We start from the raw sequence: 23,754 nt of genomic DNA on the forward strand, positions 1-23,754 counted from the left end.
CTTAAAGAAGAGTATTTGGCCGCAAATGAACGCAAATAAGCGCAAATAAATCCGTTGGATAGCATCGTCGCGGGCGTCACCCGGACGGTGAACATGCAGTACAGGCCACGTCTCTGATTATTTGCGTCAATTTGCGTTCATTTGCGGCTAAACTGCATTTTTTTGGGTTTAAGAAAGAAATACGTTGTCACGCGGGGATGCGGCGCGGCGCGCGAATTCGCTCTTTCCAGACTCACGTACTAAGGTACGCACGTACTTCCTCCGCGCGGGCCGCGAGCATCGACTCCACCCGGTCCGAGTCCGGACCCTGGGCCAGCACGGTGCACAGGGGCGCGCCGCGCGCAATTCGGGTGCCGGCCGGCGGGCGGTCCCGCGACCAGTCGGGCCAGCGGCCATCGTTGAGGATGGTCAGGTCGGCAGTCGCATAGACGACCCGTTGGCCGGCGACCTGGGCGGCGCGCCGCGGCGGCTCCCCGGACAGGTCCCCCAGGCAGGCGCGCGCGTGGCGCCGAATCCAACCGCCCTCGCACTGGCCCTCGTAGAGGCTCATGGTCGCGGACGGCCGGGGGTTGATGTCCAGCAGGTAAGGCTGCCCCTGGTGCAGGATAAAGTCCAGGTTGTTGAGGCCGCGCAGCCCGAGCGCGCCGACCAGGGATTGGCACCAGTGCGTGACCGTGGCGCGCGCCGGGTCGCCCAGGGCCGCCTGGCCGATCGCCCCACCATAGAGAAAGGGGCGTTGCGGGTCGGCGTCGGCCACCAGCAGGCGGTTGCAGCCGATGACTTCGAGCCCCCGGCCATCGGCGATGAACAGGATCGACCTCAGGTCGCCCTCCTGAAAACGCTGGAACAGGTGGGGCGCCGCGGGGCGCGGATCGCCCGCCCGCCAGGGGCCGACGCCGAGACCACCGCACCCGCCGCACGCCTTCACCAGCCAGCGGCCTGGGTCGTCCGCCGGGGGCGGGTCCAGACGCGTCTGCGGGTGCGCGATCGTGAGCCCGTCCAACAGCGCGCAGAACCGTTGCGGGTCCCGGAGCAGGCTCAGGACCGCGGGGTCATTGCCCAGGAGGCGCAGCCCCGCGGGCAGGTTGGTCAGCACCTCGGGTGCGGACTCCAATCCGGACCCATAGACCAGGCCCAGGTCCGCTCCGGCGGCGGCGACTTCCTGGAGCGCCGCGCCCAGGCGTTGGGGCTCCAGCCCCCAGCCCGCCCCCAGGTCCACCAACGGCACCCGGGTGCAGGGTCCGAGCGCCTGGGTGTCCAGGTCGCAGAAGCCGTCCAGAACCCGCACCCGGAAGCCGCCGCGCACCGCCGACTCGGCGATGGCCCGCGCGCTGGCGGCCACCAGGAGCAGGTCGGCGGGCTCACTCGACATGCAGGCGAGCCATCGCGAAGGCCGCGTCGAGCCCCAGGTATTGGGGTGAGTCCGCCTCGTGCATCTGCCGCAGGAGACCCTGCTGGACCCGGTACTTGATGTTGCCGACGGCCAGCGCCCCCAGGCCCAGGGCGCCGCCCGCGGCGCCGGGGAGCGGGGCGCCGTTGTCCATCACCCCAATCCCCTCGATGCCCGCCGGCGGGACGGCGTTGACGTCGCAGGCGACCCTCAGCCGTGCAGACCGGCCGACCTGGTGGGCACGCAACACCTGCACGCCGGCCGCCGCGGCGTTGAAGACCAGGTCCGCCGTGTCCATCAGGGTCAGGATTTCCTCGTCGCTGCCGGCATAGGCCGCAGTGATCTCGACCCCGCAGTGCTCGTTGCAATGCCGCGCCGCGTCCTGCGCGCGCGGCAGGTCCAGGAGGCTCACGATCTGCGTCTGCGCCCCGACGCGGGCGCTCAGGATGGCGGCGGCCGAACCCACCGGTCCGGTGCCGCCGAAGACGAGCACCCGCAGTCCCGCGAGCCCGGTCTGGAAGCCGCGCCGCAGCCAGCCCTCGGCCCCGGCGACCATGGCCGCGGCGGTGGTGAAGGCGCCGCTCGGGTCGGCGAAGACCGAGACCTCAAAGGGGGGCACCATGGCGGCGCGGGCCGCGGCCAACATGTCCATGGCCAGATGGATGTCGCGCCCGCCCAGGAAGACGCCGGTGCGTGCCACACCCCGGGGACCGCGGGAGAAGATGGCGTCCTGGACCAGTCCGGTTACCTCCTCCAGGGCCACATGGGAGTAGGCCGTGCAGGCCGTCCAGCCGGCGTCATAGGCCATGTTCACGTCGAAGGGGCTGAGGTTCTTCGCGGCCGTGATCATGTGCAGGAGATAGGGTTTTTCCACTGGGATTGCTCAGGCCGGTGATTCGGTGGACGGGGTTCCAAGATCCCAGAAAGAGTATCTGGCCGCAAATGAACGCAAATAAGCGCAAATAAATCTGCTGGTTATCATCGTCGCGGGCAGCACCCGGACAGCGAACATGCAGCAAAGGTCAAGTCTCTGATTATTTGCGTCTATTTGCGTTCATTTGCGGATAAATTGATCTTTCTGGGATGATACTGACTGCCGCTCGCCGGCTGCTGATCGATCGGCCTCAGCGGGTGACGGACTGCACGGTCGTCTTTATCTGATCCGGTTCGCAGTCCACGCGGGCACCCCGATTGCGCCCCGCGGCGATGCGGTAACCCAGGGGCGAGCCGTCACCGAAGCGTTCCTTGAGCCCCACCTCCAGCGCCCGCGCCTGCTCCAGGTCCGCCGCCAGGATAAAGCCGGTCGGCCCCCAGGACGATTGGCCGTTGCCGACGAACCCCTGCGCCGTCGCCCAATCGAGGGCAGCGGCCACCGCCGGAGAGGCGAAACAGCCGCCTTGGGCGGGGGCGAAGTGGGCGCCGACCGCGCGCTGGATCTCCCCGATCGCCCCCGCCACGTCTTGGAAGCGTTCCTCCAGCAGTCCCGGCACCAACTGCATCAGGAGTAGCCGACACAGGTGCCCGGCCGTGGCCGCGGGGAACTGCGGCAGTTGCGCGAAGGCGTGCGCCTCCCGTTCGCCGTGAAGACCCTGCCCCCGCTGATCCAGCAGCAACAGGACCCGCCAGTCCGCCGGGAAGGGCAGGCGCATGACCACCGGCGGCACCGCCGTCCGGTCGCCGCGGCCGCAATCGCAGATGAAGCCGCCCTCCTCGAAGGCGCCGATCCCGATGCCCGAGCGCTGCCCGCGCCCCAGGGTCGCGGCGATGCCGCGGCAGTCCGCCGCCACGCCCGCGGTGTCCGCTACGCACAGGTGCTCCAGGGCGGTGCCGACCGCCAGTGCCATCTGGGTCCCGGAACCCAGGCCCGCGTGGTCGGGGATGGTCTCGGTCAAGCGGATACGCACCCCGCCGCGCAGGCCGCGGGCGCTCGCATAGGCCCGCGCATAGGCCAGGGCGCGCTCGGCCCCAGGTCCCTCGGCGCTGAATTCCTCGGCCGGCTCGGCCCGCAACCGGGTCGCAAAGGCGTCGATCGTCAGACCCAGGCTGCCGAAACGCCGACCCAGGCCGCCGTTCAGGTCCAGAAATCCCAGATGCAGCCGGGCCGGGGCCTCTACGCGGATCGAGGGGTCGGGGCGGCTGCTCATGGGTGGCGTCATGACTCGCGAAGGTGGGGGTGGCGTACATCAAAGACCATTAGCGAGTCCCGAAGCAACGCCCGTGCCATGGGACCGAAAAATCCCTGGCGGCGCCGCGACCGCAGACCCGGGCGAGCCTTGGATCATAACGCCGGCCACCCGGCTGGACGGAAGGGCGCTGGTCCGCACAGCGGACCCTACGGGGGCGAGGCCGTAGGGTCCGCTGTGCGGACCGCAGACCTCCCAGTTGGCTGATTGGCCGAATTATGATCAAGGCCCCCGCACGGTTCGCCGCTCGACCCACCGGGTCGACACCAGGTGCGCGTGGTCGGCCACGCCGTCACCCCTGTCCCTTTACTGAATCAGTGTGTCACGCCAGAGCCCGTCGGCGACGATGCCGGTTGAGCGGACCTTGCGCGGATGCCGGTCCAGGTCAGCCCGTCGGCGTCGCGCTTGCGCTTGCTCGAGCGTAGAAACTGGCTGGTATCCAAAGGTCTGGCGTGACGGGGCGCCGGACCCGCTCGCCGCGGGGCTCGCCAGGTTGGACGGTTAGCTGGACGGACTCGGACTCGCAACCGGCCGGCTGACAATCTTCGACCGGCGCGCCGACCAGCCGCCGATCGCGCGGCGGACCACCGTCAGCGCGGCCGAGAGGCCGGCGCGGCGGCCGCCGGCGGTCATCCGCGCCTGACCCGGAGCCGGGGCGTCCCGCCCCGGCGGTCTCCTGCCGGGCAATCCTGTCAGCAATCGGAGAATACAATAAGCAATCCGCCCCAGATAAGGAACCAGCAGCAATGACAACCAGACACGATACAAATGGGTGGGCCGCCGCGGCAGCGATGATGACGGTGGCCGCCGCCCCGGCGCCCGCCGCAATCAGCAACGAGGACCTCGCCAAGCTCGCGCAGAACCCGGTGGCGCGCATGATCAGCCTGCCGTTCCAGAACAACACCAGCCGGGAATTGGGCAACAGAAATTGGGGTCTGGGGCCCTCGTTCGTCGTGCTGCATGTGGCTCACGACAGCCTCTGGGTCTACGGAGTTCTGATGAAAAACATCTGGTCCCTGGGCCACGATCGGCAGGGCGGCTATTACAAGAACGGGCTGATCCAGGGCTTCCTCAATTACAATTTCAAGGGCGGCCTCTACCTGACCAGTTCGCCGATCCTGACCGTCGATTGGATGGCCGCGAGCGGGCAGCGGTGGGTTCTTCCCGTCGGCGGTGGTATCGGCAAGATCTTTCATCTCGGCAAGCAGCCGGTCAATGCGCAAGTGTCGGCCTATTATAACGTCGTGACGCCCGACAACGGTGCCGACTGGCAGATCCGGGCGCAGGTGCAGTTACTGTTCCCCGAGTAGGCAGCGGCAACGCCGGACACCCTGAATGCGCCGTGCGGGTTTGAGTATGCCCAAGGCGAGACATTGTGACCGTGTTCGCCGGCGGCCCGATCCGCGCAGGATCCGTGGGCTGGGTAGAGCGCAGCGAAACCCAGCGATCGGCTGAACAACCCTTGTGACCGCGCGCCCTCGTCTGTACGCTGTGCGTCGGTCGGTCCCGGCGGCAGCCCCGGCCCTGGTGCAGGGGCAGTTCCACGCCTGACACGGAAGCGACCGGACCCTGACCGACCCGATCCGTTGACCTCCACCACCTTCCCCTGACCTCATCGGAGCCTCCATGGACATTATCAGCCTCGTGATCTTCCTCGCCATCGGCGCCGTCGCCGGCTGGCTGGCCGGCATCCTGCTAAAGGGCGGCGGCTTCGGCCTGCTCGGCAACATCGTCGTCGGCATCTTAGGCGCCGTCGTTGGCGGATTCGTCTTCGGTCTGCTCGGCCTGTCGGCCTACGGGCTGATCGGTGCCATCGTGACCGCCACCGTCGGCGCGATCGTGCTGCTCCTCATCGTCGGCGTCCTGAAAAAGGCAGCCTGAGGGGCCTTCCGGACCCGGTTGGTCCGTCCGGCGAGGGACCGCCGGGTCGCCACTTCGAGTGCTGCCGTAGCCGTTCAGTCCCTCCTTACCAACGCAAGTTGAGCACCGCGGGCGGCGCTGTACGAAGAGGCCCTCTTCATGCCGCGCAGCGCTGGCGCACTGCCGATAACGAGCACCTTGCCCGAGCGACGGGCGACCATCGCGGGTAGCGCGGCGCGCACCAGCCTGGGAAACGGGTCCACCAGGGCAGTCCGTAGGCCGTAGCCTGTAGGGCGGATGCCCGCAGGGCGATCCGCCATAACACCAACCGACGAAATGGCGGAACCGCTATCGCGTTCTGCCCTACGGGGCTTTCATTTCGTAATCGCCTCGATGGCGTTGCTGACTTCCCTGTCACCCTCAGCGACGAGAAAAACGAGTCTTCTGCAATGCCAAAGTGTGCTCTGGCGGGGGAGATGAAGGAGGCGGCACAATTACCCATCCCTCCCGCCTGTGCTTCTCTTGTCGGGCCTTCAAGTCGGCGTAAATTCGATCCAAGTCATATCGCATGCTGGCGACGTGTTGCTCACGGATACTGCGAACTTCGGTTATGATGCTGTCATTCATCTTCGCCTCCTATAAGTTCTTCGGGTGTACAAATAAAGGGTAGAAACAGGCCTTTGGCCTTGAAATTGCTGGCGATCTGCGCTTGGATTTCCGGGTTGGCGATATGGTGACAATTCCACGTCAACAAATAATCAGAGAAATGAACTGTGGCTATCGCGATATGCAATGCGTCTTCACTCGCCTTTGCGGGAACGATACCGGCAGTCACCAAGTCCTTGGCAAGCTGAATACAGTACGGTGTGATGTCAAACAGCTTGATTCCGCGCAAAGCCTCAAGACGTTTGCTCGCAGCATCAGGATCGCCAGCGGCACATTCTGTAAGGACAAGTTCTGAAACGTAAAAATCAAAGTCATCCCTTCTGTTCCAGAATTGGTAAGTGCTTTGCTGATGACCGGCCTCAATTACATTCTTGCTCGGGCGGGCCGTTAGGTAGCTGACGACCGAAGTCTCAAGATATACTTTCCGTTTCATCTGATATCTCGATTCTTTAAGTTGGGCTTGGCTTCATGGCCGCTCGCATTAACTATACTGTCCCCGGAATCCCATATTTTTCTTGCTTCCGGAAAAATGAAATAGAGCCTGGCCTCTTTACCTGCCGCTAACTCTTTGCGAGATGTTCAGCGAGCGACGCTTTTCCGACAGGAGACTCAATTAGTTTGTCGAGGTTCTGAGTAACTCTGCTATTGATGATACTCTCTTGTCTTACCGACACCAAGTGAATACTGCTGTTCAATGCATTGCATCCAGCCCTCATTTTGTTCATAACGTAGTCTGGTAGTTCATGATCTTGATGTCTCAAGATCCCGCTATTGTGACTAATCCGTGCTGTGCGCCACCCTTTATTGTACGATAAGTAAATAGGGCAAAGCTGAAGAAACTTAAGATATTTTACAAATATGAATGAGTCGACGTCGGTCGTGATTACGTCAAACTCAATGGCGCGAGTCATATAAATGTTAAAATTCTCGGGATTACTTCGGATAGACACGGCGTCCAATGTGTCTAGCAGAAGCAGTAGCTGGCGGTTTCCCCCGGGATGAGAGTTATTACCTAACAGGTAGTTTCTTAATGATTCAATTGAATTCACAGCGTGTTGAAGCATGATCCTAGAAAAATAGTCTAGTCCACAGTCTTCATACACATAAACGAGCACTCGAAAAGCAACAGAAGCAAGATATTTGGACAGCCACTCGTCATATGGGAACGTTTGGCCATTTTCAGTTTGATACGGATAAAATATATTCCGACTAAACTTGGTTTCCCATTTCGCAAAGCGATCTTCGAATTCACTACATAGAAAGGGGAGCTTAATTCCGTCTTGTACAGGTTGATTCGGGTTCTTGGTCGATCTAATGAATCCAGTTGGAGAAGATGCTTTTTGATATCTAAAGATGAACTTCGGAAGAATATGACTCTCTTCCAAAGCCTCTTCTTTCATGCACAAACGACACTTACCCATAATCTAAACCCTTCCGTAAACAGTTGCGCGCCTTTGGTTTAGCTAACGTTCCGCGGCGATGTATTGCTCGTGGCCGGTGCGACAAACGATCATAGGGATATCTTCAATAACCAGAAGGTCATTGCCGCGACCGAAGGCTTTAGCGATCTGCCTTATTTCAGCGGGCTCACCGCAGACAGGGCAGCGTGTTTCATTCATAGTAGATACACCGTTGCGTCTTCCCCGGTGCCCCCGGCGGTCGCAGTTGCTCACGCGATTAGGATGCGTTGAACTCCGTTGCCTAAGGGCTGCGGGCGCGCCGCACTGATCTTGGATCGTGGCACGGCGGTGGGGTGCGCCGGCAACCGCCGGGGGGCGTTGCCAGGTGCAGGCGACGATCGATCAGGCTCAAACCGGGCATTCGCGGGCTACGCAGGGCTGACCAGGGGGCGATTGAGGGTTAAAGTGTAGACGATTTTTCGGGCGTTGAGCGAGTGCGTCCGCGGGCTGCGGCCAGCCCGTCCGTGCGGGCGGTTGGCGCCGGCGGCGTGCCCCGGATCGCCGACAAGCAGGGCGCCGATGAACAACCCGGCATCTTTATCCGCTCTTGCGCGCTCGCCGAACTGGGATCGACTGATCGACAGCCAGCCCGCCCCCACGCGGGCGGTTCGGTTGTAGAATCACGCAGCGCGACCGCGCGAACTGCCGGAAGGTCATCTTAACCGAGGAGGAGTTTCATGCGACTTAAGTCTAACACCCGGGCGGCCCTGGGGTGCCTGGTGCTCTTGAGTGGTCCGATGCTGGCCGCCGCGGCCCCCGAGAAGGGCACGCCGCCGGACCCGGACAAGATCGTGGCGGGCATGTGTGCCTACCTGACATCGCTCGACCGGTTCTCCTTCCGGGCGGAGGTGACGGACGACGAGGTCTACATCGGCGGCAAGAAGCTGCAATTCGGCTTCACCACCGAGACCTTCGTCGAGCGGCCGGACAAGCTCCGCGTGGATGCCGCCGGCGATCTGTTCGACAAGCAGTTCCTGTTCGACGGCAAGACCCTGACCCTGGTCGACGTGGGTGAGAAGGTCTACGCCAGCGTGCCCGCGCCCGGCGATATCGAAGGCGCCCTGGCCAAGGCCGACGGCGAACTGCGCTTCCGGGTGCCGCTCGGTGACCTCGCCAGCGCGCGGCTATGCGAGCACCTGGCGAAGGGCCAGGGGCACGCGCTCTTTGTCGGGCCGAGCAAGGTGGGCGGGGTGGCCACCGAGCACCTGGCGTTCGACCGTGCGGACATCCAGTTCCAACTCTGGGTCGCGACCGGCGACCGGCCGCTACCGATGAAAATCCTGATCAACCAGAAAAACCTGCCGGCCGCGCCGCAGTGGACCGCGGTCCTGAGCGACTGGAAGACCGCCGCCAAACTGAAGCCGGACACCTTTAGCTATAAGCCTGGGCCCGGTGTAAAGCAGATCAAGTTCGCCCCCCCGCCGCCGCCCGCGGCGGCCAAGGCCCCGGACAGCGGCCCCGCCATGACCCCGGCCCCGACAGGAGAAAAGCCATGACGACAAGCCAATTGAAGATGCTCCGCGGGGCCCTGCTGGTCACGACGGCGCTCGGTCTGGCCGGCCTGGGGTCGCTCGCGGCGGCGCGCGGCTTTGGCGGCGGGGGCTTCGGTGGCGGCTTTGGCGGCGGCGGCTTCCACGGCGGTGGCGGCGGCTTTCGCGACGGCGGGTTCAGCGGCGGCAGTTTCCGCGACGGCGGCGATGCCTTCGGCGGCGATCGCGCCGATATCGACCGTAGCTTCAGTGCCGACAGCAACGTCAACGTCGACCGCAATGTCAACGTCGACCGCGACGTCAGCGTCGACCGTTACGGCGATGCCGGGGTGGCGCGCGGGCCGGACGGCTCATTCGCCGCGCGCGGTCCCGGCGGCGATTACGTGGCTCGGGCGCCGGACGGCGCCGTCGTCGCGGGCGGGCCAAATCGCGGTTACGGCTATGGGGCACCGGGCTGGGGGGGCTATTACGGTGGCGGCGCAGTCGCCGCGGGCGCGGTCGCCGGTCTGGCGGTCGGTGCCGCGGTGGCCTCCCTGCCGCTGGCCGCCGAGCGGGTCGCCATCGCCAATCAGGAATACTATGTCGATGGCGGCGTCTATTATCAGCCCTGTTACCAGGGGGCCGTGTTGAATTACTGCGTCGTGCCCAACCCCTACTGATCCCCTGCTCTTGGCGGCGGCCGATCACCGGCCGCCGACGGGCAGGGAGACCCGTGAGATAGCCGGGACCCTGTGGGAGCGGCTTTCACGGTAACCCGACTGACGCGATTCTTCTCTGCGTCTCTGCGCCTCTGCGTGAGATTCTTAAGAGATCTCACGCAGAGGCGCAGAGACGCAGAGGCGGTGACCCGCGACGCTCGGGTAACCCGCGAGACCCCGTCGCGGCTAAAGCCGCTCCCACGGGCGACTGCCATCTTCCGGGGCCTCATGACCAATCACACGCTGATCCTCATCCTGCTGGAGATTGCCGTGATCATCGGGCTGGCGCGGCTCATTGGTCTCGCGTTCGTGCGCATCAGACAACCCCCGGTCATCGGTGAAATCGTCGCTGGGATCATGTTGGGCCCCTCGCTGCTCGGACTGGTTTCGCCCACGGCCTTTGCGACCCTGTTTCCGCCTGCCACGGCGCCGTTTCTCTATCTGCTGGCGCAGCTCGGGCTCATCATCTTTATGTTTCTGGTGGGGCTGGAACTGAGCCCCAACTATCTGCGGGGAAAGATCAGGATCGCGGTCATCACCTCCAATGTGAGTATCCTGCTGCCCTTCATGCTCGGCGCCGTCCTGGCCTATACGGTGCTGTTTTCCATCAACGACGCGCCCGGCACCTCATTCACCGCCTTCACCCTTATGTCGCCGTCCTGCTGTCGGCCATCGTCACGGAAGGGATCGGCATCGATGTCATCTTCGGCGGCTTCCTGCTGGGGGTTCTGATGCCGAAGAACACCGGCCTCACCGAGGCGCTGAAGGCCAGGACCGAGACCTTCGTCGCCACCTTCCTGTTGCCGATCTTCTTTGCCTACAGCGGGCTCAATACCCATTTCGAGGTCTTGAACAGCCCCTGGCTATGGGGCGTCTGCGGGCTCGTGATCGCCGCAGCGGTCATCGGCAAATACTCCGGGGTCTATCTCGCCGCCCGCGGCTGCGGCGTCGACCCACCGCAGGCCCGGGCCCTGGGCTTGCTGATGAATACCCGGGGCCTGACCGAGCTTATCGTGCTCAATATCGGGCTCAAGTTACACGTCATCAGCCCCGTCATCTTCTCCATGTTCGTCCTGATGGCACTGGTTACCACTATCATGACCTCGCCGTTGCTGCAGCGGGTCTATCCACTGCGCACGGATGAGCGTTGATGCGCTGGGCGAATACTATTCGCACCGTTGTCGTTGTCGTTGTCGTAATCGATGTTATCGTAGCGCCCCGGATTCTCTCGCACCCCAAATCGCATCGCTTCTTCGATTACGATCACGACAACGACAACGACGATGGTGCTCGTGTTTAACTTGTTCTTGACTCGTTACTGACCTTCCACAATCACCCCTTCACACACACCACCTGCTTGAGCGTATGCACCACCTCGACCAGGTCCGCCTGGTTCGCCATGACCTGGTCGATGTCCTTGTAGGCGCCTGGGATCTCGTCGATCACGCCCTTGTCCTTGCGGCAGATGACGCCCTGGGTCTGGGCCGCCAGGTCGGCAACGGTGAACTGGTGCTCGGCCGCGGTGCGGCTCATGCGCCGTCCCGCGCCGTGGGCGCAGGAGCAGAAGCTGTCGGGGTTGCCTTTGCCGCGCACGATATAGCTGCGCGCGCCCATGCTGCCGGGGATGATTCCCAGATCGTCCGCCCGCGCCCGGATGGCCCCCTTGCGCGTCACCCAGACGTTCTCGTTGAAGTGGTGCTCCCGCTCCACATAGTTGTGGTGACAGTTGATCACCGCCTGGGTCGCCTGGAAGGCCGGCAGGTGCCGGGCGAGTGCCGCGAGGACCAGCGTCATCATCTGGTCGCGGTTCTCCCGCGCATAGGACTGGGCCCACGAGACCGCCGCCACATAGTCGTCGAAGTGCTCACTGCCCTCCGGAAAATAGGCGAGATCGCGGTCCGGCAATTGGATGAACCAGCGCTCCATGTCGCGCCGCGCCAATTCGATGAAGTAATGACCGATGGCGTTGCCGATACCGCGGCTGCCCGAGTGCAGCATGACCCAGACCTGCCCCGACTCATCCAGACAGACCTCGATGAAGTGGTTGCCCCCGCCGAGCGTGCCCATCTGGTTCACCCAGTTGGAGAAGCGCCCGAAGGCCTTGAGCAGTTGCGGATGCTTCTGCGTCATCGCGGTCAGGGCGGCATCGAAGGGCCGGGCCGACTCGGTCAGGGCGCGGTCATCCTTATGCTGGTTGCGCCCGACCGGCACGTCGCGGCTGATCTGGTCGAAGACCTTCTTCAGCGAGTGCTCGTCGATCTGTTCAGCGGTGAGCGAGGTCCGCACCGCCGCCATGCCGCAGCCGATATCCACCCCCACCGCGGCCGGGATGATCGCCTTGTGGGTGGCGATGACCGAGCCGATGGTGGCACCGATACCACCGTGCACGTCGGGCATGGCGGCAACATGACGGTGGATGAAGGGCATCTTGGAGAGATTCACCAACTGCGAGCGCGCATAGGCGTCCAGCTCGTCGGTCCAGACCTTGACGGGCTTCTCGCCCTCGGTAATCACTTGCTTGATGGGCATGGTTGCCTCCCGTGGCCCTCGTTTGGTGTGCTTGGGTCTGCAAAAAACGTCGGTCTGCGCGGGGCGCGGGAGCCGCAGCGTCCGATGACCATGGCTCGACGCTACAGCAGTCCAGTCGGCGTCGCGCGCCTGGACGCCGGACCCGGCGACTGGCGACTCGCGACCCAGGATATCGTAGTGGGTTCGTCTCCTGGGGTTCCAACGGGGATAGTTGCACAGTCTCGCCGGGGCCTTGATCATAGTTCCGGTGGCGACCCTGACCGGTTCCGAAATTTCTTGACAGGATTAACAAGATTTACAAGATTGAAAGCAAATAACATCTTGTAAATACTGTTAATCCTGTCTAAATGTCTTGGCTTCGCGCTCGTCGTGCGGCTCGGGACCGCCCCCGCAAGACCTCATTCCTGCCGATGCTGGCAGGAACGACGATCGACGCCCTCGCGCCCGAAACCATCTCGCGACCCTGGAGCCCTTCCCCATGCCCGAGCTCGCCGCCGCACTCGCCAAATGCCTGGCCCGGGTCCAACGCCCCGGCGCCTTCTATGCCACCGGCACCTTCGACATACACCCGCCCCGGCTCGAGATCGAAGGGGTCGGCCCCATCGCCCTCCCGCTCCAGTCGGCGCAGGCCGAGCAACTCAAGTCCGTCGCCGAGCAGGCACCCTATGGACGCGGCACCGAGACGCTGGTGGACACCCAGGTCCGGCGCACCTGGCAGATCGACGCCGAGCGGATGCGGATCACCGGCCGGCGCTGGGCCGAGGACCTGGCGTCCGTGGTGGCCCGGATCAGCGCGACCTTCGGCATCGCTGGCCGGGTGGAGGCCGAACTCTACAAGCTGCTGGTCTACGAACAAGGCAGTTTCTTCCTCGCGCACCGCGATACCGAGAAGTCGCCCGGGATGTTCGCAACGCTCGTCGTCGTCCTGCCCGGTGACTTCGAGGGCGGCGAGCTGATGGTGCGTCACCGCGGTCAGGAGGTCCGGCTCGACCTGCATCGCGACGAACCGTCCGAGGCCGCCTTTGCCGCCTTCTACGCGGACTGTCTGCATGAGGTCCTGCCCATCCATTCCGGCCACCGGCTGACCCTGATCTACAATCTGATTCGTCCGCAGGGTGAACCCCTCCCGCAACTACCCGATTACGATGCCGAGCAGGCCCAGGCAACCGACCTGCTGAGCGCTTGGGGCCGGGCGCTCGACGCGTCGCAGGACCTGGCCGCCGCGGTACCGCTCAAGCTGGTCTATCCGCTGGAGCACGCCTATACGCCGGCCGAATTGGGATTCGATACCCTCAAGGGCGCGGATGCGGCGGTCGCCGCCGTGGTCAGCGCCGCCGCCCGCGCGGCCGACTGCGACCTCTTCCTGGCCCTGGCGAGTGTGGAGGAATCCGGCTGGGCCGAATCCACCGGCGATTGGCACGACCCCGACTATGAGATCGGCGAGGTCACCGACAGCAACGAGTCGCTGCATGACTGGCGCCACCCGGACGGCAGCCGCCCGGCCATGGGCTCCCTGCCCTTCTTCGGCGACGAGGTCGCGCCGCCGGGCGCCTTCGAGGTGCGCGACGATTCGGAGCCCGAGTTTTCCGAGGCGACCGGCAACGCCGGCGCCTCCTTCGAGCGCCTCTATCAATGCGCCGCGCTGGTCCTCTGGCCCCGGACCAACCGGGCGGCCGTCCTGGCGGCCGGGGGGCTGGCGGTCAGCCTGCCCTTCCTGGACGAGTTGGTGCGGCAATGGCAAGCGGCCGGCCAGCCCCCCGAGGACCCGTTGCGCGCCGAGGCGCGCACACTCGCCGCCCGGATCAGCACCGCCTGGCCAACGGACGACTGGGCGCGCAAACACGCGAGCGAGGCCGGCCAGACCCGGATGCTGCTCGATGCCCTGGCGCGGCTGGACGACCCCGAGTGCGCCGCGGTCTTCGTGGCCGGACAATCCGCCGCCGGGGCCTATGGCCCGCAAGACAACGAATCGCTCGCGGCCATGCTCGCCCGGCTGCCGACGGCGCGCGCCGCCGACCTACTGGCGGCCATCGTCGCCGGCAATGCAGGGCGTCAACCGGCCGCCTGCGCGGACCTGCTCGCCCGCGTGAGCGCGGACCCCGCGGGCGACCCCGAGCCCTGGCGCGCCGCGGCACTCGCGCTGCTCGCCGCACTCACCACCGAGGCGCAGCCGCCAGCCAGCCCGGACCCCCGTTTCATCGATCCCCGCCAACGCCGCGCGCCCCCGACGCCGGACCTGGTCGTCCAGACCCTGACCGCGCTCGCGCGCATCGACCCATCGCTGGCCGACCGGGCGCTCGACCATTTTATGGCCAATTCGGTGCGCTACGGCATGGACAACATCCTGCTTCCCGCCGCCCTCATTCTGAAGGGCGCGACCGCTGCGGGTCCGCGACCCACCGCCATCGACGCACTGCTAAAGGCAGCACTCACCCACCTGGACCAACGCATCGCCGAACCGCTGGAACCCCCGGCGGACCTGAGCCGCCCGGCCAAGCTCAGCTGCTCCTGCAGCTATTGCCAGAGACTCTCGCGTTTTCTCGCCTCCCCCATGGAATCGGTCTGGAAGCTCAAGGCCGCGGAGGCCGAGCGCAACCATGTGACCGAGGTGGTGAGACGCAGCAACAGCGATCTCGATCTGGCGACCGACAAGAAGGGGCGACCCTATACCCTGGTCTGCACCAAGAACCAGGCGAGCTATGAGCGGCGGGTGCGGCAGCGGGCGCAGGATTTGGAGCAGCGGGGGCGGTTGGGGGGTTGACCAGGGCTGCCAGTCGGTCCGCATGGGCCTGGCTGTCCGGCGGTCTTGATTGTCGTTTTAGTTGTAGCGAACAGGAGGTCGAGGCTTTAGCCGGTCGACGGCGCGTCAGCGCGCCCCGGGTCCGGCTAAAGCCTCGACCTCCGGTGTGGGCCGAGGGGCAGCGGCCGGAACGATGATCAAGCCCCGAGAGCCTCACGCACGACTTCGGGGTGCCTGCGCGCGATGCGAATCAGCGCCTGTGCGGCACCAGCTGCATGGCTCCGCCCAGCGAGTATACTGACGAGCAACCCGACACCGAGACGCGGAGGCCACCGTGGCATCAGCACAGATCGAGATCCCTGAAGATGTTCTGGATTCGGCGCGCCTGACCCCGGCTGAAGCCAAACGGGAGCTGGCAGTCGCCCTCTATGCGCAACGGCGGCTGTCGGCGGGCAAGGCCCGAGCCTGGGCCGGGTTATCCCTGTGGGAATTCCGACAATTGTCTGCGTCCCGGGGCATACCGGTCGATTTTGATGAGGCCGAACTGGCGGAGGACCTCAAGGCCATCGATCAATGGGAGCGTTCGCACGGCATTGAGCCGTGATCTCGACGCCGGCGAGGCCGCAAGCATCGCGCTCGCACTGGAGCTTTCGGCCGAACTGATCCTGATCGATGAACTGGACGGTCGCCATCAGGCCAGGCGACAAGGGCTTACAACTATGGGCGTCGCGGGCGTTCTGCTGCTTGCGAAACGGCAGCGGCTTATCGAGGTGGTTAAACCCTTGCTCGACGATCTACGCCTTCGAGCGCGCTTCTGGCTCAGTCACTCTGTTTACGAACAGGTTCTCGCAAAGGCCGGAGAATCCCTGTAAGCAGTGCGGCAACGGGGTAATGGGGGTCAGTATCCTTCAACAATGGGCTGGCTCGTGAAGGCTACTGACCCGCTGACCCCTTTACCCTCGCCGTTCCGGCCAGCGGCCACCTCTTGGAGTCCAAGGCTTCAGCCTTGGCCCTGTGCATCCAAGGCTGACGCCTTGGACTTCCGCCCCGGGGTGGCCGGAACGCTGATCAAGACCCCGCACAGCGAGCGCGAAACCAGGATGTTTAGACAGGATTAACAAGATTTACAAGATGCTATTCGTTTTCCATCTTCTAAATCTTGTTAATCCTGTCAAGAAATTTCGGGACCGGCTCAGCGTCGCGGCCGGAACCATGATCAAGGCCCGTGACACCGGTTCAGAGACTGGGCAAGTATTCGCTGCCGGCCCGATCCGCGTGCGATTTGTAGGCTGGGTAGAGCGCAGCGAAACCCAGCAATCAACGCCTTAGGCGCGCGCAAACGATGGGTTTCGCTGCGCTCTACCCATCCTACGGGAATACTTGCCCAGTCTCTTCAGCGATGTCACGCATGTGTGCGTCGCTGTGCGCCTTGAATGTCGGCAGTCGGAGCGATTAGCAAGGCAGGATCGGGGAGAATCAGGTCGTACAGGGTATATGCGCGGTTCGGTCTGGAGAGAACGGACAAGCGCATTAAGTATACTTTTCCCCATCGTTTCCTTCGTCCGCGGAGTTCCCTGATTTTATTGAGCCTGGCACTTTCCTAATTGGTGGCTGCTTGCCTTGCGCCTGTGTTCGCAAGGCTACGCAGCCAGAGTAGGTAGCCGACGACTACGCCCAAAGGAACCTTGAGGTATGAGAGACCGACGCGCCACCAGGAAATGTCTTGACCCGGACTTCCTCCAATTACGAGCGCAAGCCAAAGTATGGTTAGTGTCAGCACGACCCAACGAATGTGTCGACCTGATAGGCCGTATACAACACGCCCAAGTACGACCCCACTGCCAAACCAGATGAGCTGAACAAACAACCACTCTCCTGAAAGCGGTGAGTATGGGCCTGGCGGTGGGGGGGCGTAGGGGACCCCGTAGACAGCAGCCCAGACAAAGGGACGGATTGCCCAATACATGAGACTGAGCAGGAAAGCAGCGAAGGCAAATGCTGCTAGCCCGAATCCGAGACCGGCCCAATAGCCATTTGGCAGACGATTGAGGACGCGCGCGAAAAGTGGAGTCATGGCATTTGTGACGCCTAAGGTTAAGTGAAGCGGCGCGCTGTTGCTTGGGGATTAAGTATACTGTCCCCGGAATTCCCAAAGCCGAGGAGTCCGAAACGTTCCGAACCGGGCGAATGCCCAATGCGGCCCGCCTGGATGCCTTGCACGTAGCCTCCGCGGCAGTCGGCGGAGTGGAATACCGGCTGGTGCAGAACTGTCGACATATTGCTAACGCCCATGTCCTGCCGCGCGTTTATGACTTGCTGGAAGAACTCGGATTTCCGCGGTTATTAATCTGCACGCCCGCCGAATTCCTGGGAGACCCGAACAATGGCGATTAACCCGATACTCGAAGAAATCTATGCGGCACGCGACAAGCTTCTTGCGGACTGCAAGGGCGACATCCATGCCTATGTTCAAGGTGCTCGTGAACGAGCGCTAGCTTCGGGACACCCTATTGCCGGCCCGAAGCAACGTCCAAGGAGATTGCCCAGAGAAGGAGCGAAGGGTCAGGAGTCGGCTTAGTGTCGACGTTCCCAGTCACTGAAAACTACTCGAGCCTGGCCCCTATCGCCGGAAACTCCGGCGGAGATCCTACCGCGGTCCAATTGCGGATGCAATATGGATATCGACTCGCCGATTGTAGCGGCGGCCATCGTCAGTCTCATTGCTTGCGATGGGTAGCGCCATGCCGTAGCCGGCCGATGAAAGGCGATCACGCGAGACGCTCTTACTCCACAAATATGCCTCGACGGCGGCGGCGCGGCGATCAGATAGATCCTGAGACTGCGTAGGATTCTCTTTGCTATCCGTGTGGCCCCTAATGGCGAGTCTAACCGCGCCATACTCGTTTACCATGCTGGCAATCTTATCCATGACGTTGTAAAAGTCAGGCTTGATCTTTGCTGAGTTCACGTCAAAAGCAGTCCTTAAACCTGTTACAACTACCCATTCGTCGCCTTTTATGTTGTCGACTCGGATGGTTCCGGCCGCAATGTTATCGGCGAGCAGCTGATTCAAGTCAAGCTTCTGCCCAGTCGTGTAGCTGCTGATTGCGTCATCTATAGGGGCAGGTCGGGTGCTAGGTGAGACTATATTCGTACTGGTTTGGGTTCCATTTTCTTTGCCACTAAATACTTCCGGCAAACTTGTCTTTCCCGTCAAAAAAACGAAAATGCTCGATATTGATGCCACAAGCCCAGCAATGACAACAATGGGATGGTTCCCTAGTCCGCTGTTTCTCTCGTCGGCCATATATGTCCACCACGATGTCTACCGTAACCGCATCTCAAGCCTAACTAGATACCGGCGGACGAACTACCTCATAACCCGCCGGGTCGCCGCTAGTGGATCAAAAAACCGGCCGGCTGTCAAGACCCTGAGCGCGCAAGCAGGCTGCACCGTTAGTGGCTTATCCTGCAATCTTGCCGCTTAAACCACGCCGCGGGACAAAGAGGGTTTCGCATCAACCGGGGCTTCCTGGGTAGTTCAGCAAAATTACCTCTCTTAATCAATGCGCTGGCGCGACCACGCGCAACGCTGTCCGGGCACGATGCGCCAACTTTGCCGCCTAAGCCGCGATTCGGCGGACGAACCGCCGCATACACCGGCGTTGCTCGGGTTCTCGGGAAAAATATCCTTGGTTATTCAATTTGATGCGCGGATTCTCTCGCTGCACCGTTAGTGCGTTAAGCGCAAGCGTCGTGGGTCACCGTCTCTGCGTCTCTGCGCCTCTGCGTGAGACATCTTAAAGAATCTCACGCAGAGGCGCAGAGACGCAGAGAAGAATCGCGTCAGTCGGGTTACCGTGAAGGCCGCTCCCGCCGGGGGCTTTAATGTTTCGGGGTTATCCGTCTCCCCGGAACATGAAAATGCGTTCTGGGAGCGGCCTCCGGCGGCGGCCTTGATCGTCGTTCCGGCCGCAACCGGCGATCGGTGTAGGGTGCGCCGCGCGCACCTTGCGGAGGGACGCAACGGCATTGCGGTGGTGCGGGTGCGCGCGGCGCACCCTACGGGCTCTCCGGCCGCACCGACGATCGAGGCCCCGGCGGCGATGCGGTGCCGCGACGAACTCCGAAGCCGCGCGCGCGGCCCGTCGCGGCTGACGCCGCTCCCACAGCGTCGCTGCGCGACCTTCACGGCAGGCTTCGACCTCCTGTCTCCTTGCGGCCGGAACGACGATCAGGGCGAAGAGGAGAGGAGGATTGGCGCCTACCCCAGCGCCTGCGCCAACACCTCGACACAGGCCTCCGTTGACAGGCGCCCCGCCTCCAGGTGGACCTCAGGCGCCTCCGGCGCCTCATAGGGGCTGTCGATGCCGGTGAAGTTCTTGAGCGCCCCGGCGCGCGCCTTGGCGTAGAGACCCTTCACATCGCGCCGCTCGCATTCCTCAATGGGGGTGTCGACATAGACCTCGACGAACTCACCCGGGGCGAACAGGTCGCGCGCCATGCGGCGCTCGCCGATGAAGGGCGAGATGAAGCTGACCAGGACGATCAGCCCCGCGTCGGCCATCAGCCGCGCCACCTCGGCGACGCGGCGGATGTTCTCTACCCGGTCCGCCTCGGTGAAGCCCAGGTCGCGATTGAGCCCGTGGCGGACGTTGTCGCCGTCGAGCAGGTAGGTGTGTTTGCCCTCGGCGTGCAGGCGCCGCTCCAGCAGGTTGGCAATGGTCGACTTGCCCGAGCCTGAGAGCCCAGTGAACCAGACGCAGCGCGGCGTCTGGTGCTTTTGCGCGGCCCGCGTCTCCTTGTTCAGCTCCAGTGCCTGCCAATGGATGTTGCTCGAGCGCCGCAGCGCGAAGTCGATCATGCCGGCGCCGACGGTCTCGAGGCTGAGCTTGTCGATCAGGATGAAACCGCCCAGTACCCGATTCACCCCATAGGGCTCGAAGACCAGCGGGGCACTGGTGGACAGATTGACGGTCGCGATCTCATTGAGCCCCAACTGCTTTGCCGCCAGGTGGGCGCCGGTATTCACGTCCTCGCGATACTTGATGGCCGTGATGGTCGCCGTGACCTCCTTGCAGGCGAGCTTCAGCAGGTATTGGCGGCCGGGCGACATGGGGTGCTCGACCATCCACAGCAGCTTGGCCTCGAACTGGTCGGCGACCTCCGGGGGATTGGCGCTCGCCACCAGCACATCGCCGCGGCTGACATCGACCTCCGCCGCCAGGGTCACGGTCACCGCGTCACCGACCTCGGCCGCGTCCACCTCATCGCCCCCCGCCAGTATCGCCTTCACCTGCACCGACACGCCTGAAGGCAGGACCCGGACCCGGTCACCCGGGCGCAGGGTCCCCTCGGCAATCCGCCCGCACAGGCCCCGGAAATCGAGGTTCGGCCGGTTCACCCACTGGACCGGCATCCGGAAGGCGCCGCGCCCACTGGGGTCACGCACCTCTACCGTATCGAGATAGTCCATCAGGCTGGGACCGCTGTACCAAGGCATCCGAGCGCTGGCGTGCAGGACGTTGTCCCCGTCCAGACCGGACAGCGGGATCGCCTGGATGTCGACGAACCCGAAGCCGGCGGAAAAGGCGCGGTACTCCGCGACGATCGCGTCGTAAACCGCCTGGTCGCAGCCCACCAGGTCCATCTTATTGACCGCCAGCACCACATGGCGGATGCCCATCATCGCCACGATGCGACTGTGACGGCGGGTCTGCGTCAGCACCCCCTTGCGCGCATCGATCAGGATGACCGCGAGATCGGCGGTGGAGGCACCGGTGGCCATATTGCGGGTGTACTGCTCATGGCCGGGCGTATCGGCGACGATATAGCGACGCCGGTCGGTGGCAAAGAAGCGGTAGGCGACATCGATGGTGATGCCCTGCTCGCGCTCGGCCTGCAGCCCGTCGACCAACAGGGCCAGGTCGATCTTCTCGCCTTGGGTGCCGTATTGACGCGAGTCGGTCTCCAGGGCCTGCAACTGGTCGTCGAAGATGCACTTGCTCTCGAACAATAAGCGCCCGATCAGGGTGCTCTTGCCGTCATCGACACTGCCGCAGGTGATGAAGCGCACCGTCTCCTTGTTGCGCTGGCGGTCCAGATAGGACGCGATGTCGCGTGCGTGTAGGATGCTCATCAGAAATACCCCTCATGCTTCTTTTTTTCCATCGACCCGGGTGTATCGGAATCGATCAGCCGGCCCTCACGCTCCGAGCCGCGGGCATTGAAGGTCTCGGCGATCACCGCCTCGATCGTATCGGCGTCGCTCTCGATCGCCGCCGTCAGCGGCCAGCACCCGAGCGTGCGAAAGCGCACGCGCTTGAGCTGCGCCTGCTCGCCCGGGGCAAAGGGAAAGCGCTCGTCATCGACCATGATCCACTGTCCGCCGCGGTTGACGACCGGGCGCTCCGCCGCCAGATAGAGCGGCACGATCGGGATCCGCTCGGCGTGGATGTATTGCCAGATATCGAGTTCGGTCCAGTTGCTGATGGGAAAGACGCGGATCGTCTCGCCCGGCTTGATGCGGGTGTTGTAGAGATTCCACAGCTCCGGGCGCTGCGCCTTGGGGTCCCAGCGGTGGCCCGCCGCGCGAAAGGAGAAGACGCGCTCCTTGGCCCGGCTCTTTTCCTCGTCCCGCCGCGCCCCGCCGAAGATCACGTCGCTGCCCTGCGCATCCAGCGCCTGCTTGAGCCCTTGGGTCTTCATCACGTCGGTGTGATAGTTGCTGCCGTGGGTAAAGGGATTCACCCCCGCCGCCAGGCCCTCCGGGTTGATGTGGGTGATGAGCTTCATGCCGCTCTCCGCCACCATGCGGGTGCGGTGCAGGTACATCTCCCTGAACTTCCACCCCGTATCCACATGCAGCAGCGGAAAGGGCGGGGGCGCGGGGTGAAAGGCCTTGCGCGCCAGGTGCAGCATCACCGACGAGTCCTTGCCGATGGAATAGAGCATCACCGGGTTGCGGGCAGTCGCCACGGCCTCGCGGATGATCTCGATGGATTCGGCTTCGAGGGTATTCATCGGTCGGCCCCGCCTGGCCGCGGGAGGCGGCGGATGGTCGTACGATTGGTGTCGGGTCGGTACGGCATAGTTTCAATGTCCGCTCTGGGGATGCGCGAGGTGGATCGACCTGGGGGCGGGACCCGTTCTGACTTGAAGATCCCAAAAAACGAAATTCTCTCACGCAGACACGCAGGCGCAAAGACAGAAATACTGATAAGCAAACATCGACGCCAGCCGCGACGCGCCCCGCCGTGACCAGGCCCCCGCTCGGGGCCTGCCGTCCCGGCTGCCGCCGGGCCTTGATCGTCGTTGCGGCCGGCGACCAGCTTCTGGAGTCCAAGGCTTCAGCCTTGGCCCTGTCCATCCAAGGCTGAAGCCTTGGACTCCGGCCCGGAGCGGCCGGAACGATGATCGCGGCCCGCCGCCGCGCCGACGGCTTGACCGGCGGCAGCGGCAGGCGGTTGATTCGATCACCGCGAGCGGGGAAACTTCGCCCCGGCCGTCGGCGATCGGCGGCGTCAGTTCGTAGGCTGGACAAGCGCAGTCCACCAAGCCGCCACTGCCGGTGGATGCGCCGCGCCGGGCCTTCGTGCCAGGCCCCCGAGAGCAATGCCGTTACGCTGAGCTTTGCGCCGGCTTCTCGTTCCCCCGCGGAAGCAGGGGAATGCAGTGCGGGCGCTCCGCGTCCTCCTGGTTGCCGGACGCGGAGCGCCCGCTCCGGCTCCCACGCTGGAGCGCAGGAGCTAGCAGCGCTTAACTTAACGGCAGTGGGCCCGCGGGCCGGTCCGCACGCCTTATCCACCGCACCCTCGCACCACAGCGCTGAGGTCGTGAGAGAATTCCCCTCGTCGCAAGTCCCGAGATGGTGCAAATGTTCGCGGGACCCGCTTCACGCCCGATCCGAATTAAACATCAAAGCTACCGATGAATCACATCCATTCCGTACTCATCAAGCTGTGGTCTCACATCTGTATTCGCCCGCGGCTCGCAATCTCGGTGCTGATCGGGGCACTTTTCTATCTGATGCTGCTGCTGACGCCGATCGATCCGACACTGCGCGCCCTGATCACCTGGGATATCGGGGCGGGACTTTATCTCGTGCTGGCCTGGCACCTGTTCGCCCGTACCTCGATTGAACAGATGAAGCGCAGAGCGAGATTGCAGGACGACGGCGCTATGCTGGTGCTGTTCCTGACGGTGGCCGCGGCAATGGCCAGCGTGGCCGCGATCGTGATGGTACTCTGGGGCCTGGAGAAGATCCCGGTGGGCGAGCGCCAATTTCGCCTCGCCCTGGTGGTAGTCACCTTCCTGGCCTCCTGGCTACTGGTCCATACCTCCTTTGCCCTGCACTATGCCCACGCCTATTACGGACCGCGAGGCGAGAGTGCCGAGCCGGCGCTTGGGTTTCCTGGCCGGGAACCCCCCGCCTACATGGACTTCATGTATTTCGCCATCGTCATCGGGATGACCTCCCAGACGGCGGATGTCGCACTGGCGACGACCCGGATGCGGCGACTGGTCATGGTCCAGGGCCTGATCGCCTTCGCCTTCAATACCACGCTCCTGGCCCTGACGGTCAACATCGCCGCCGGCCTGCTCAACGACCCGGCACTCTTCACTGCCCTGCCCGCGGCGCGATGAGTCGGCACCATCTGGCGGTCGGGCTTGCGGCGAACGGTGCCCTCAGTGGGCTTGGCCGGGGGGTGGTGTCGACACCTGGGGCAGGTCGTAGC

At 63.9% G+C, this 23,754-nt stretch carries 18 protein-coding genes and 2 pseudogenes; 10 read left to right on the top strand and 10 right to left on the bottom strand.

The window, feature by feature from the left end; all coding sequences use genetic code 11:
- Positions 1-232 precede the first annotated feature (232 nt).
- The 3 genes from THSYN_RS32045 to THSYN_RS32055 all read right to left on the bottom strand — a co-directional run bounded on the left by THSYN_RS32045 (position 233) and on the right by THSYN_RS32055 (position 3,534).
- Positions 233-1,372, bottom strand: a complete 1,140-nt coding sequence (locus tag THSYN_RS32045; RefSeq protein ID WP_100923124.1) for an ATP-grasp domain-containing protein — start codon at positions 1,370-1,372, stop codon at positions 233-235.
- A complete protein-coding gene (locus tag THSYN_RS32050; RefSeq protein WP_418219964.1) occupies positions 1,362-2,264 on the bottom strand; it encodes an NAD(P)-dependent methylenetetrahydromethanopterin dehydrogenase in 903 nt (300 codons plus the stop codon). The genes THSYN_RS32045 and THSYN_RS32050 overlap by 11 nt, the downstream gene beginning before the upstream one ends.
- Positions 2,265-2,514: 250 nt before the next feature.
- On the bottom strand, positions 2,515-3,534 hold the full coding sequence (locus THSYN_RS32055) for a beta-ribofuranosylaminobenzene 5'-phosphate synthase family protein (RefSeq protein ID WP_100923125.1): 1,020 nt from the start codon (positions 3,532-3,534) through the stop codon (positions 2,515-2,517).
- Between the two features lie 839 nt (positions 3,535-4,373).
- Between THSYN_RS32055 and THSYN_RS32060 the strand changes: the two genes are divergently transcribed.
- Positions 4,374-4,883: a hypothetical protein gene (locus THSYN_RS32060; protein ID WP_418219965.1), complete on the top strand. Its 510-nt coding sequence runs from the start codon at positions 4,374-4,376 to the stop codon at positions 4,881-4,883.
- Positions 4,884-5,199: 316 nt separating this feature from the next.
- Positions 5,200-5,454 (top strand): GlsB/YeaQ/YmgE family stress response membrane protein, encoded by a 255-nt coding sequence (locus THSYN_RS32065; RefSeq protein WP_172965420.1) that lies wholly within the window; start codon positions 5,200-5,202, stop codon positions 5,452-5,454.
- A gap of 83 nt (positions 5,455-5,537) precedes the next feature.
- On the opposite strand, the pseudogene THSYN_RS36515 reads toward THSYN_RS32065, so the two are convergent.
- The 3 genes and pseudogenes from THSYN_RS36515 to THSYN_RS32085 form a co-directional block, all read right to left on the bottom strand.
- Positions 5,538-5,702: pseudogene (locus THSYN_RS36515) on the bottom strand (SDR family NAD(P)-dependent oxidoreductase); the annotation flags it as partial.
- 350 nt (positions 5,703-6,052) lie between these two features.
- Entirely contained in the window at positions 6,053-6,532 is a 480-nt protein-coding gene (locus THSYN_RS32075; RefSeq protein ID WP_100923126.1) for a type II toxin-antitoxin system VapC family toxin, read from the bottom strand.
- 1,030 nt (positions 6,533-7,562) lie between these two features.
- Positions 7,563-7,718, bottom strand: a complete 156-nt coding sequence (locus THSYN_RS32085; protein WP_100923128.1) for a YgiT-type zinc finger protein — start codon at positions 7,716-7,718, stop codon at positions 7,563-7,565.
- Between the two features lie 518 nt (positions 7,719-8,236).
- Between THSYN_RS32085 and THSYN_RS32090 the strand changes: the two genes are divergently transcribed.
- From THSYN_RS32090 to THSYN_RS32100, 3 genes and pseudogenes are all read left to right on the top strand, one after another.
- Complete coding sequence (locus THSYN_RS32090; RefSeq protein WP_100923129.1) at positions 8,237-9,055, top strand: DUF2092 domain-containing protein; 819 nt, start codon at positions 8,237-8,239, stop codon at positions 9,053-9,055.
- The gene (locus THSYN_RS35095) at positions 9,052-9,708 is read left to right on the top strand and encodes a hypothetical protein (RefSeq protein ID WP_172965421.1); all 657 of its coding nucleotides are present in this window, start codon (positions 9,052-9,054) and stop codon (positions 9,706-9,708) included. Before THSYN_RS32090 ends, THSYN_RS35095 begins: the two co-directional genes overlap by 4 nt.
- Before the next feature lie 267 nt (positions 9,709-9,975).
- Positions 9,976-10,877, top strand: a pseudogene (locus THSYN_RS32100) (cation:proton antiporter domain-containing protein); the annotation flags it as partial.
- Between the two features lie 202 nt (positions 10,878-11,079).
- Here THSYN_RS32100 and THSYN_RS32105 read toward each other — a convergent pair.
- Entirely contained in the window at positions 11,080-12,276 is a 1,197-nt protein-coding gene (locus THSYN_RS32105; RefSeq protein WP_100923130.1) for an RtcB family protein, read from the bottom strand.
- 478 nt (positions 12,277-12,754) lie between these two features.
- On the opposite strand from THSYN_RS32105, the gene THSYN_RS32110 reads away from it, so the two are divergent.
- The 4 genes from THSYN_RS32110 (at position 12,755) to THSYN_RS34630 (ending at position 17,410) form a co-directional block, all read left to right on the top strand.
- Positions 12,755-15,037, top strand: a complete 2,283-nt coding sequence (locus THSYN_RS32110; RefSeq protein ID WP_100923131.1) for a 2OG-Fe(II) oxygenase — start codon at positions 12,755-12,757, stop codon at positions 15,035-15,037.
- 313 nt (positions 15,038-15,350) lie between these two features.
- Complete coding sequence (locus tag THSYN_RS32115) at positions 15,351-15,620, top strand: UPF0175 family protein (RefSeq protein WP_100923132.1); 270 nt, start codon at positions 15,351-15,353, stop codon at positions 15,618-15,620.
- The gene (locus THSYN_RS32120) at positions 15,610-15,888 is read left to right on the top strand and encodes a PIN domain-containing protein (protein ID WP_157818089.1); all 279 of its coding nucleotides are present in this window, start codon (positions 15,610-15,612) and stop codon (positions 15,886-15,888) included. The genes THSYN_RS32115 and THSYN_RS32120 overlap by 11 nt, the downstream gene beginning before the upstream one ends.
- Before the next feature lie 1,315 nt (positions 15,889-17,203).
- Positions 17,204-17,410 (top strand): PIN domain-containing protein, encoded by a 207-nt coding sequence (locus tag THSYN_RS34630; protein ID WP_157818090.1) that lies wholly within the window; start codon positions 17,204-17,206, stop codon positions 17,408-17,410.
- Between the two features lie 253 nt (positions 17,411-17,663).
- On the opposite strand, the gene THSYN_RS32125 is transcribed toward THSYN_RS34630, so the two are convergent.
- The 3 genes from THSYN_RS32125 to cysD form a co-directional block, all read right to left on the bottom strand.
- A complete protein-coding gene (locus tag THSYN_RS32125) occupies positions 17,664-18,323 on the bottom strand; it encodes an OmpA family protein (RefSeq protein ID WP_100923134.1) in 660 nt (219 codons plus the stop codon).
- A gap of 957 nt (positions 18,324-19,280) precedes the next feature.
- Positions 19,281-21,155, bottom strand: coding sequence for a sulfate adenylyltransferase subunit CysN (gene cysN / locus THSYN_RS32130; protein WP_100923135.1), 1,875 nt, complete (start codon positions 21,153-21,155; stop codon positions 19,281-19,283).
- The gene (gene cysD / locus THSYN_RS32135; protein WP_100923136.1) at positions 21,155-22,039 is read right to left on the bottom strand and encodes a sulfate adenylyltransferase subunit CysD; all 885 of its coding nucleotides are present in this window, start codon (positions 22,037-22,039) and stop codon (positions 21,155-21,157) included. The genes cysN and cysD overlap by 1 nt, the downstream gene beginning before the upstream one ends.
- Positions 22,040-22,945: 906 nt before the next feature.
- Between cysD and THSYN_RS32140 the strand changes: the two genes are divergently transcribed.
- A complete protein-coding gene (locus THSYN_RS32140) occupies positions 22,946-23,662 on the top strand; it encodes a DUF1345 domain-containing protein (RefSeq protein ID WP_100923137.1) in 717 nt (238 codons plus the stop codon).
- Positions 23,663-23,754: the final 92 nt, after the last annotated feature.

Source organism: Candidatus Thiodictyon syntrophicum, from assembly GCF_002813775.1.
Taxonomy (GTDB): domain Bacteria; phylum Pseudomonadota; class Gammaproteobacteria; order Chromatiales; family Chromatiaceae; genus Thiodictyon; species Thiodictyon syntrophicum.

What these genes read in the sequence shown, in the direction of transcription:
- THSYN_RS32045 (WP_100923124.1), bottom strand. Translation starts at nt 1,372, where the DNA reads ATGTCGAGTGAGCCCGCCGACCTGCTCCTGGTGGCCGCCAGCGCGCGG.
- THSYN_RS32055 (WP_100923125.1), bottom strand. Translation starts at nt 3,534, where the DNA reads ATGAGCAGCCGCCCCGACCCCTCGATCCGCGTAGAGGCCCCGGCCCGG.
- THSYN_RS32065 (WP_172965420.1), top strand. Translation starts at nt 5,200, where the DNA reads ATGGACATTATCAGCCTCGTGATCTTCCTCGCCATCGGCGCCGTCGCC.
- THSYN_RS32075 (WP_100923126.1), bottom strand. Translation starts at nt 6,532, where the DNA reads ATGAAACGGAAAGTATATCTTGAGACTTCGGTCGTCAGCTACCTAACG.
- THSYN_RS32085 (WP_100923128.1), bottom strand. Translation starts at nt 7,718, where the DNA reads ATGAATGAAACACGCTGCCCTGTCTGCGGTGAGCCCGCTGAAATAAGG.
- THSYN_RS32090 (WP_100923129.1), top strand. Translation starts at nt 8,237, where the DNA reads ATGCGACTTAAGTCTAACACCCGGGCGGCCCTGGGGTGCCTGGTGCTC.
- THSYN_RS35095 (WP_172965421.1), top strand. Translation starts at nt 9,052, where the DNA reads ATGACGACAAGCCAATTGAAGATGCTCCGCGGGGCCCTGCTGGTCACG.
- THSYN_RS32105 (WP_100923130.1), bottom strand. Translation starts at nt 12,276, where the DNA reads ATGCCCATCAAGCAAGTGATTACCGAGGGCGAGAAGCCCGTCAAGGTC.
- THSYN_RS32110 (WP_100923131.1), top strand. Translation starts at nt 12,755, where the DNA reads ATGCCCGAGCTCGCCGCCGCACTCGCCAAATGCCTGGCCCGGGTCCAA.
- THSYN_RS34630 (WP_157818090.1), top strand. Translation starts at nt 17,204, where the DNA reads ATGCCCAATGCGGCCCGCCTGGATGCCTTGCACGTAGCCTCCGCGGCA.
- THSYN_RS32125 (WP_100923134.1), bottom strand. Translation starts at nt 18,323, where the DNA reads ATGGCCGACGAGAGAAACAGCGGACTAGGGAACCATCCCATTGTTGTC.
- cysN (WP_100923135.1), bottom strand. Translation starts at nt 21,155, where the DNA reads ATGAGCATCCTACACGCACGCGACATCGCGTCCTATCTGGACCGCCAG.
- cysD (WP_100923136.1), bottom strand. Translation starts at nt 22,039, where the DNA reads ATGAATACCCTCGAAGCCGAATCCATCGAGATCATCCGCGAGGCCGTG.
- THSYN_RS32140 (WP_100923137.1), top strand. Translation starts at nt 22,946, where the DNA reads ATGAATCACATCCATTCCGTACTCATCAAGCTGTGGTCTCACATCTGT.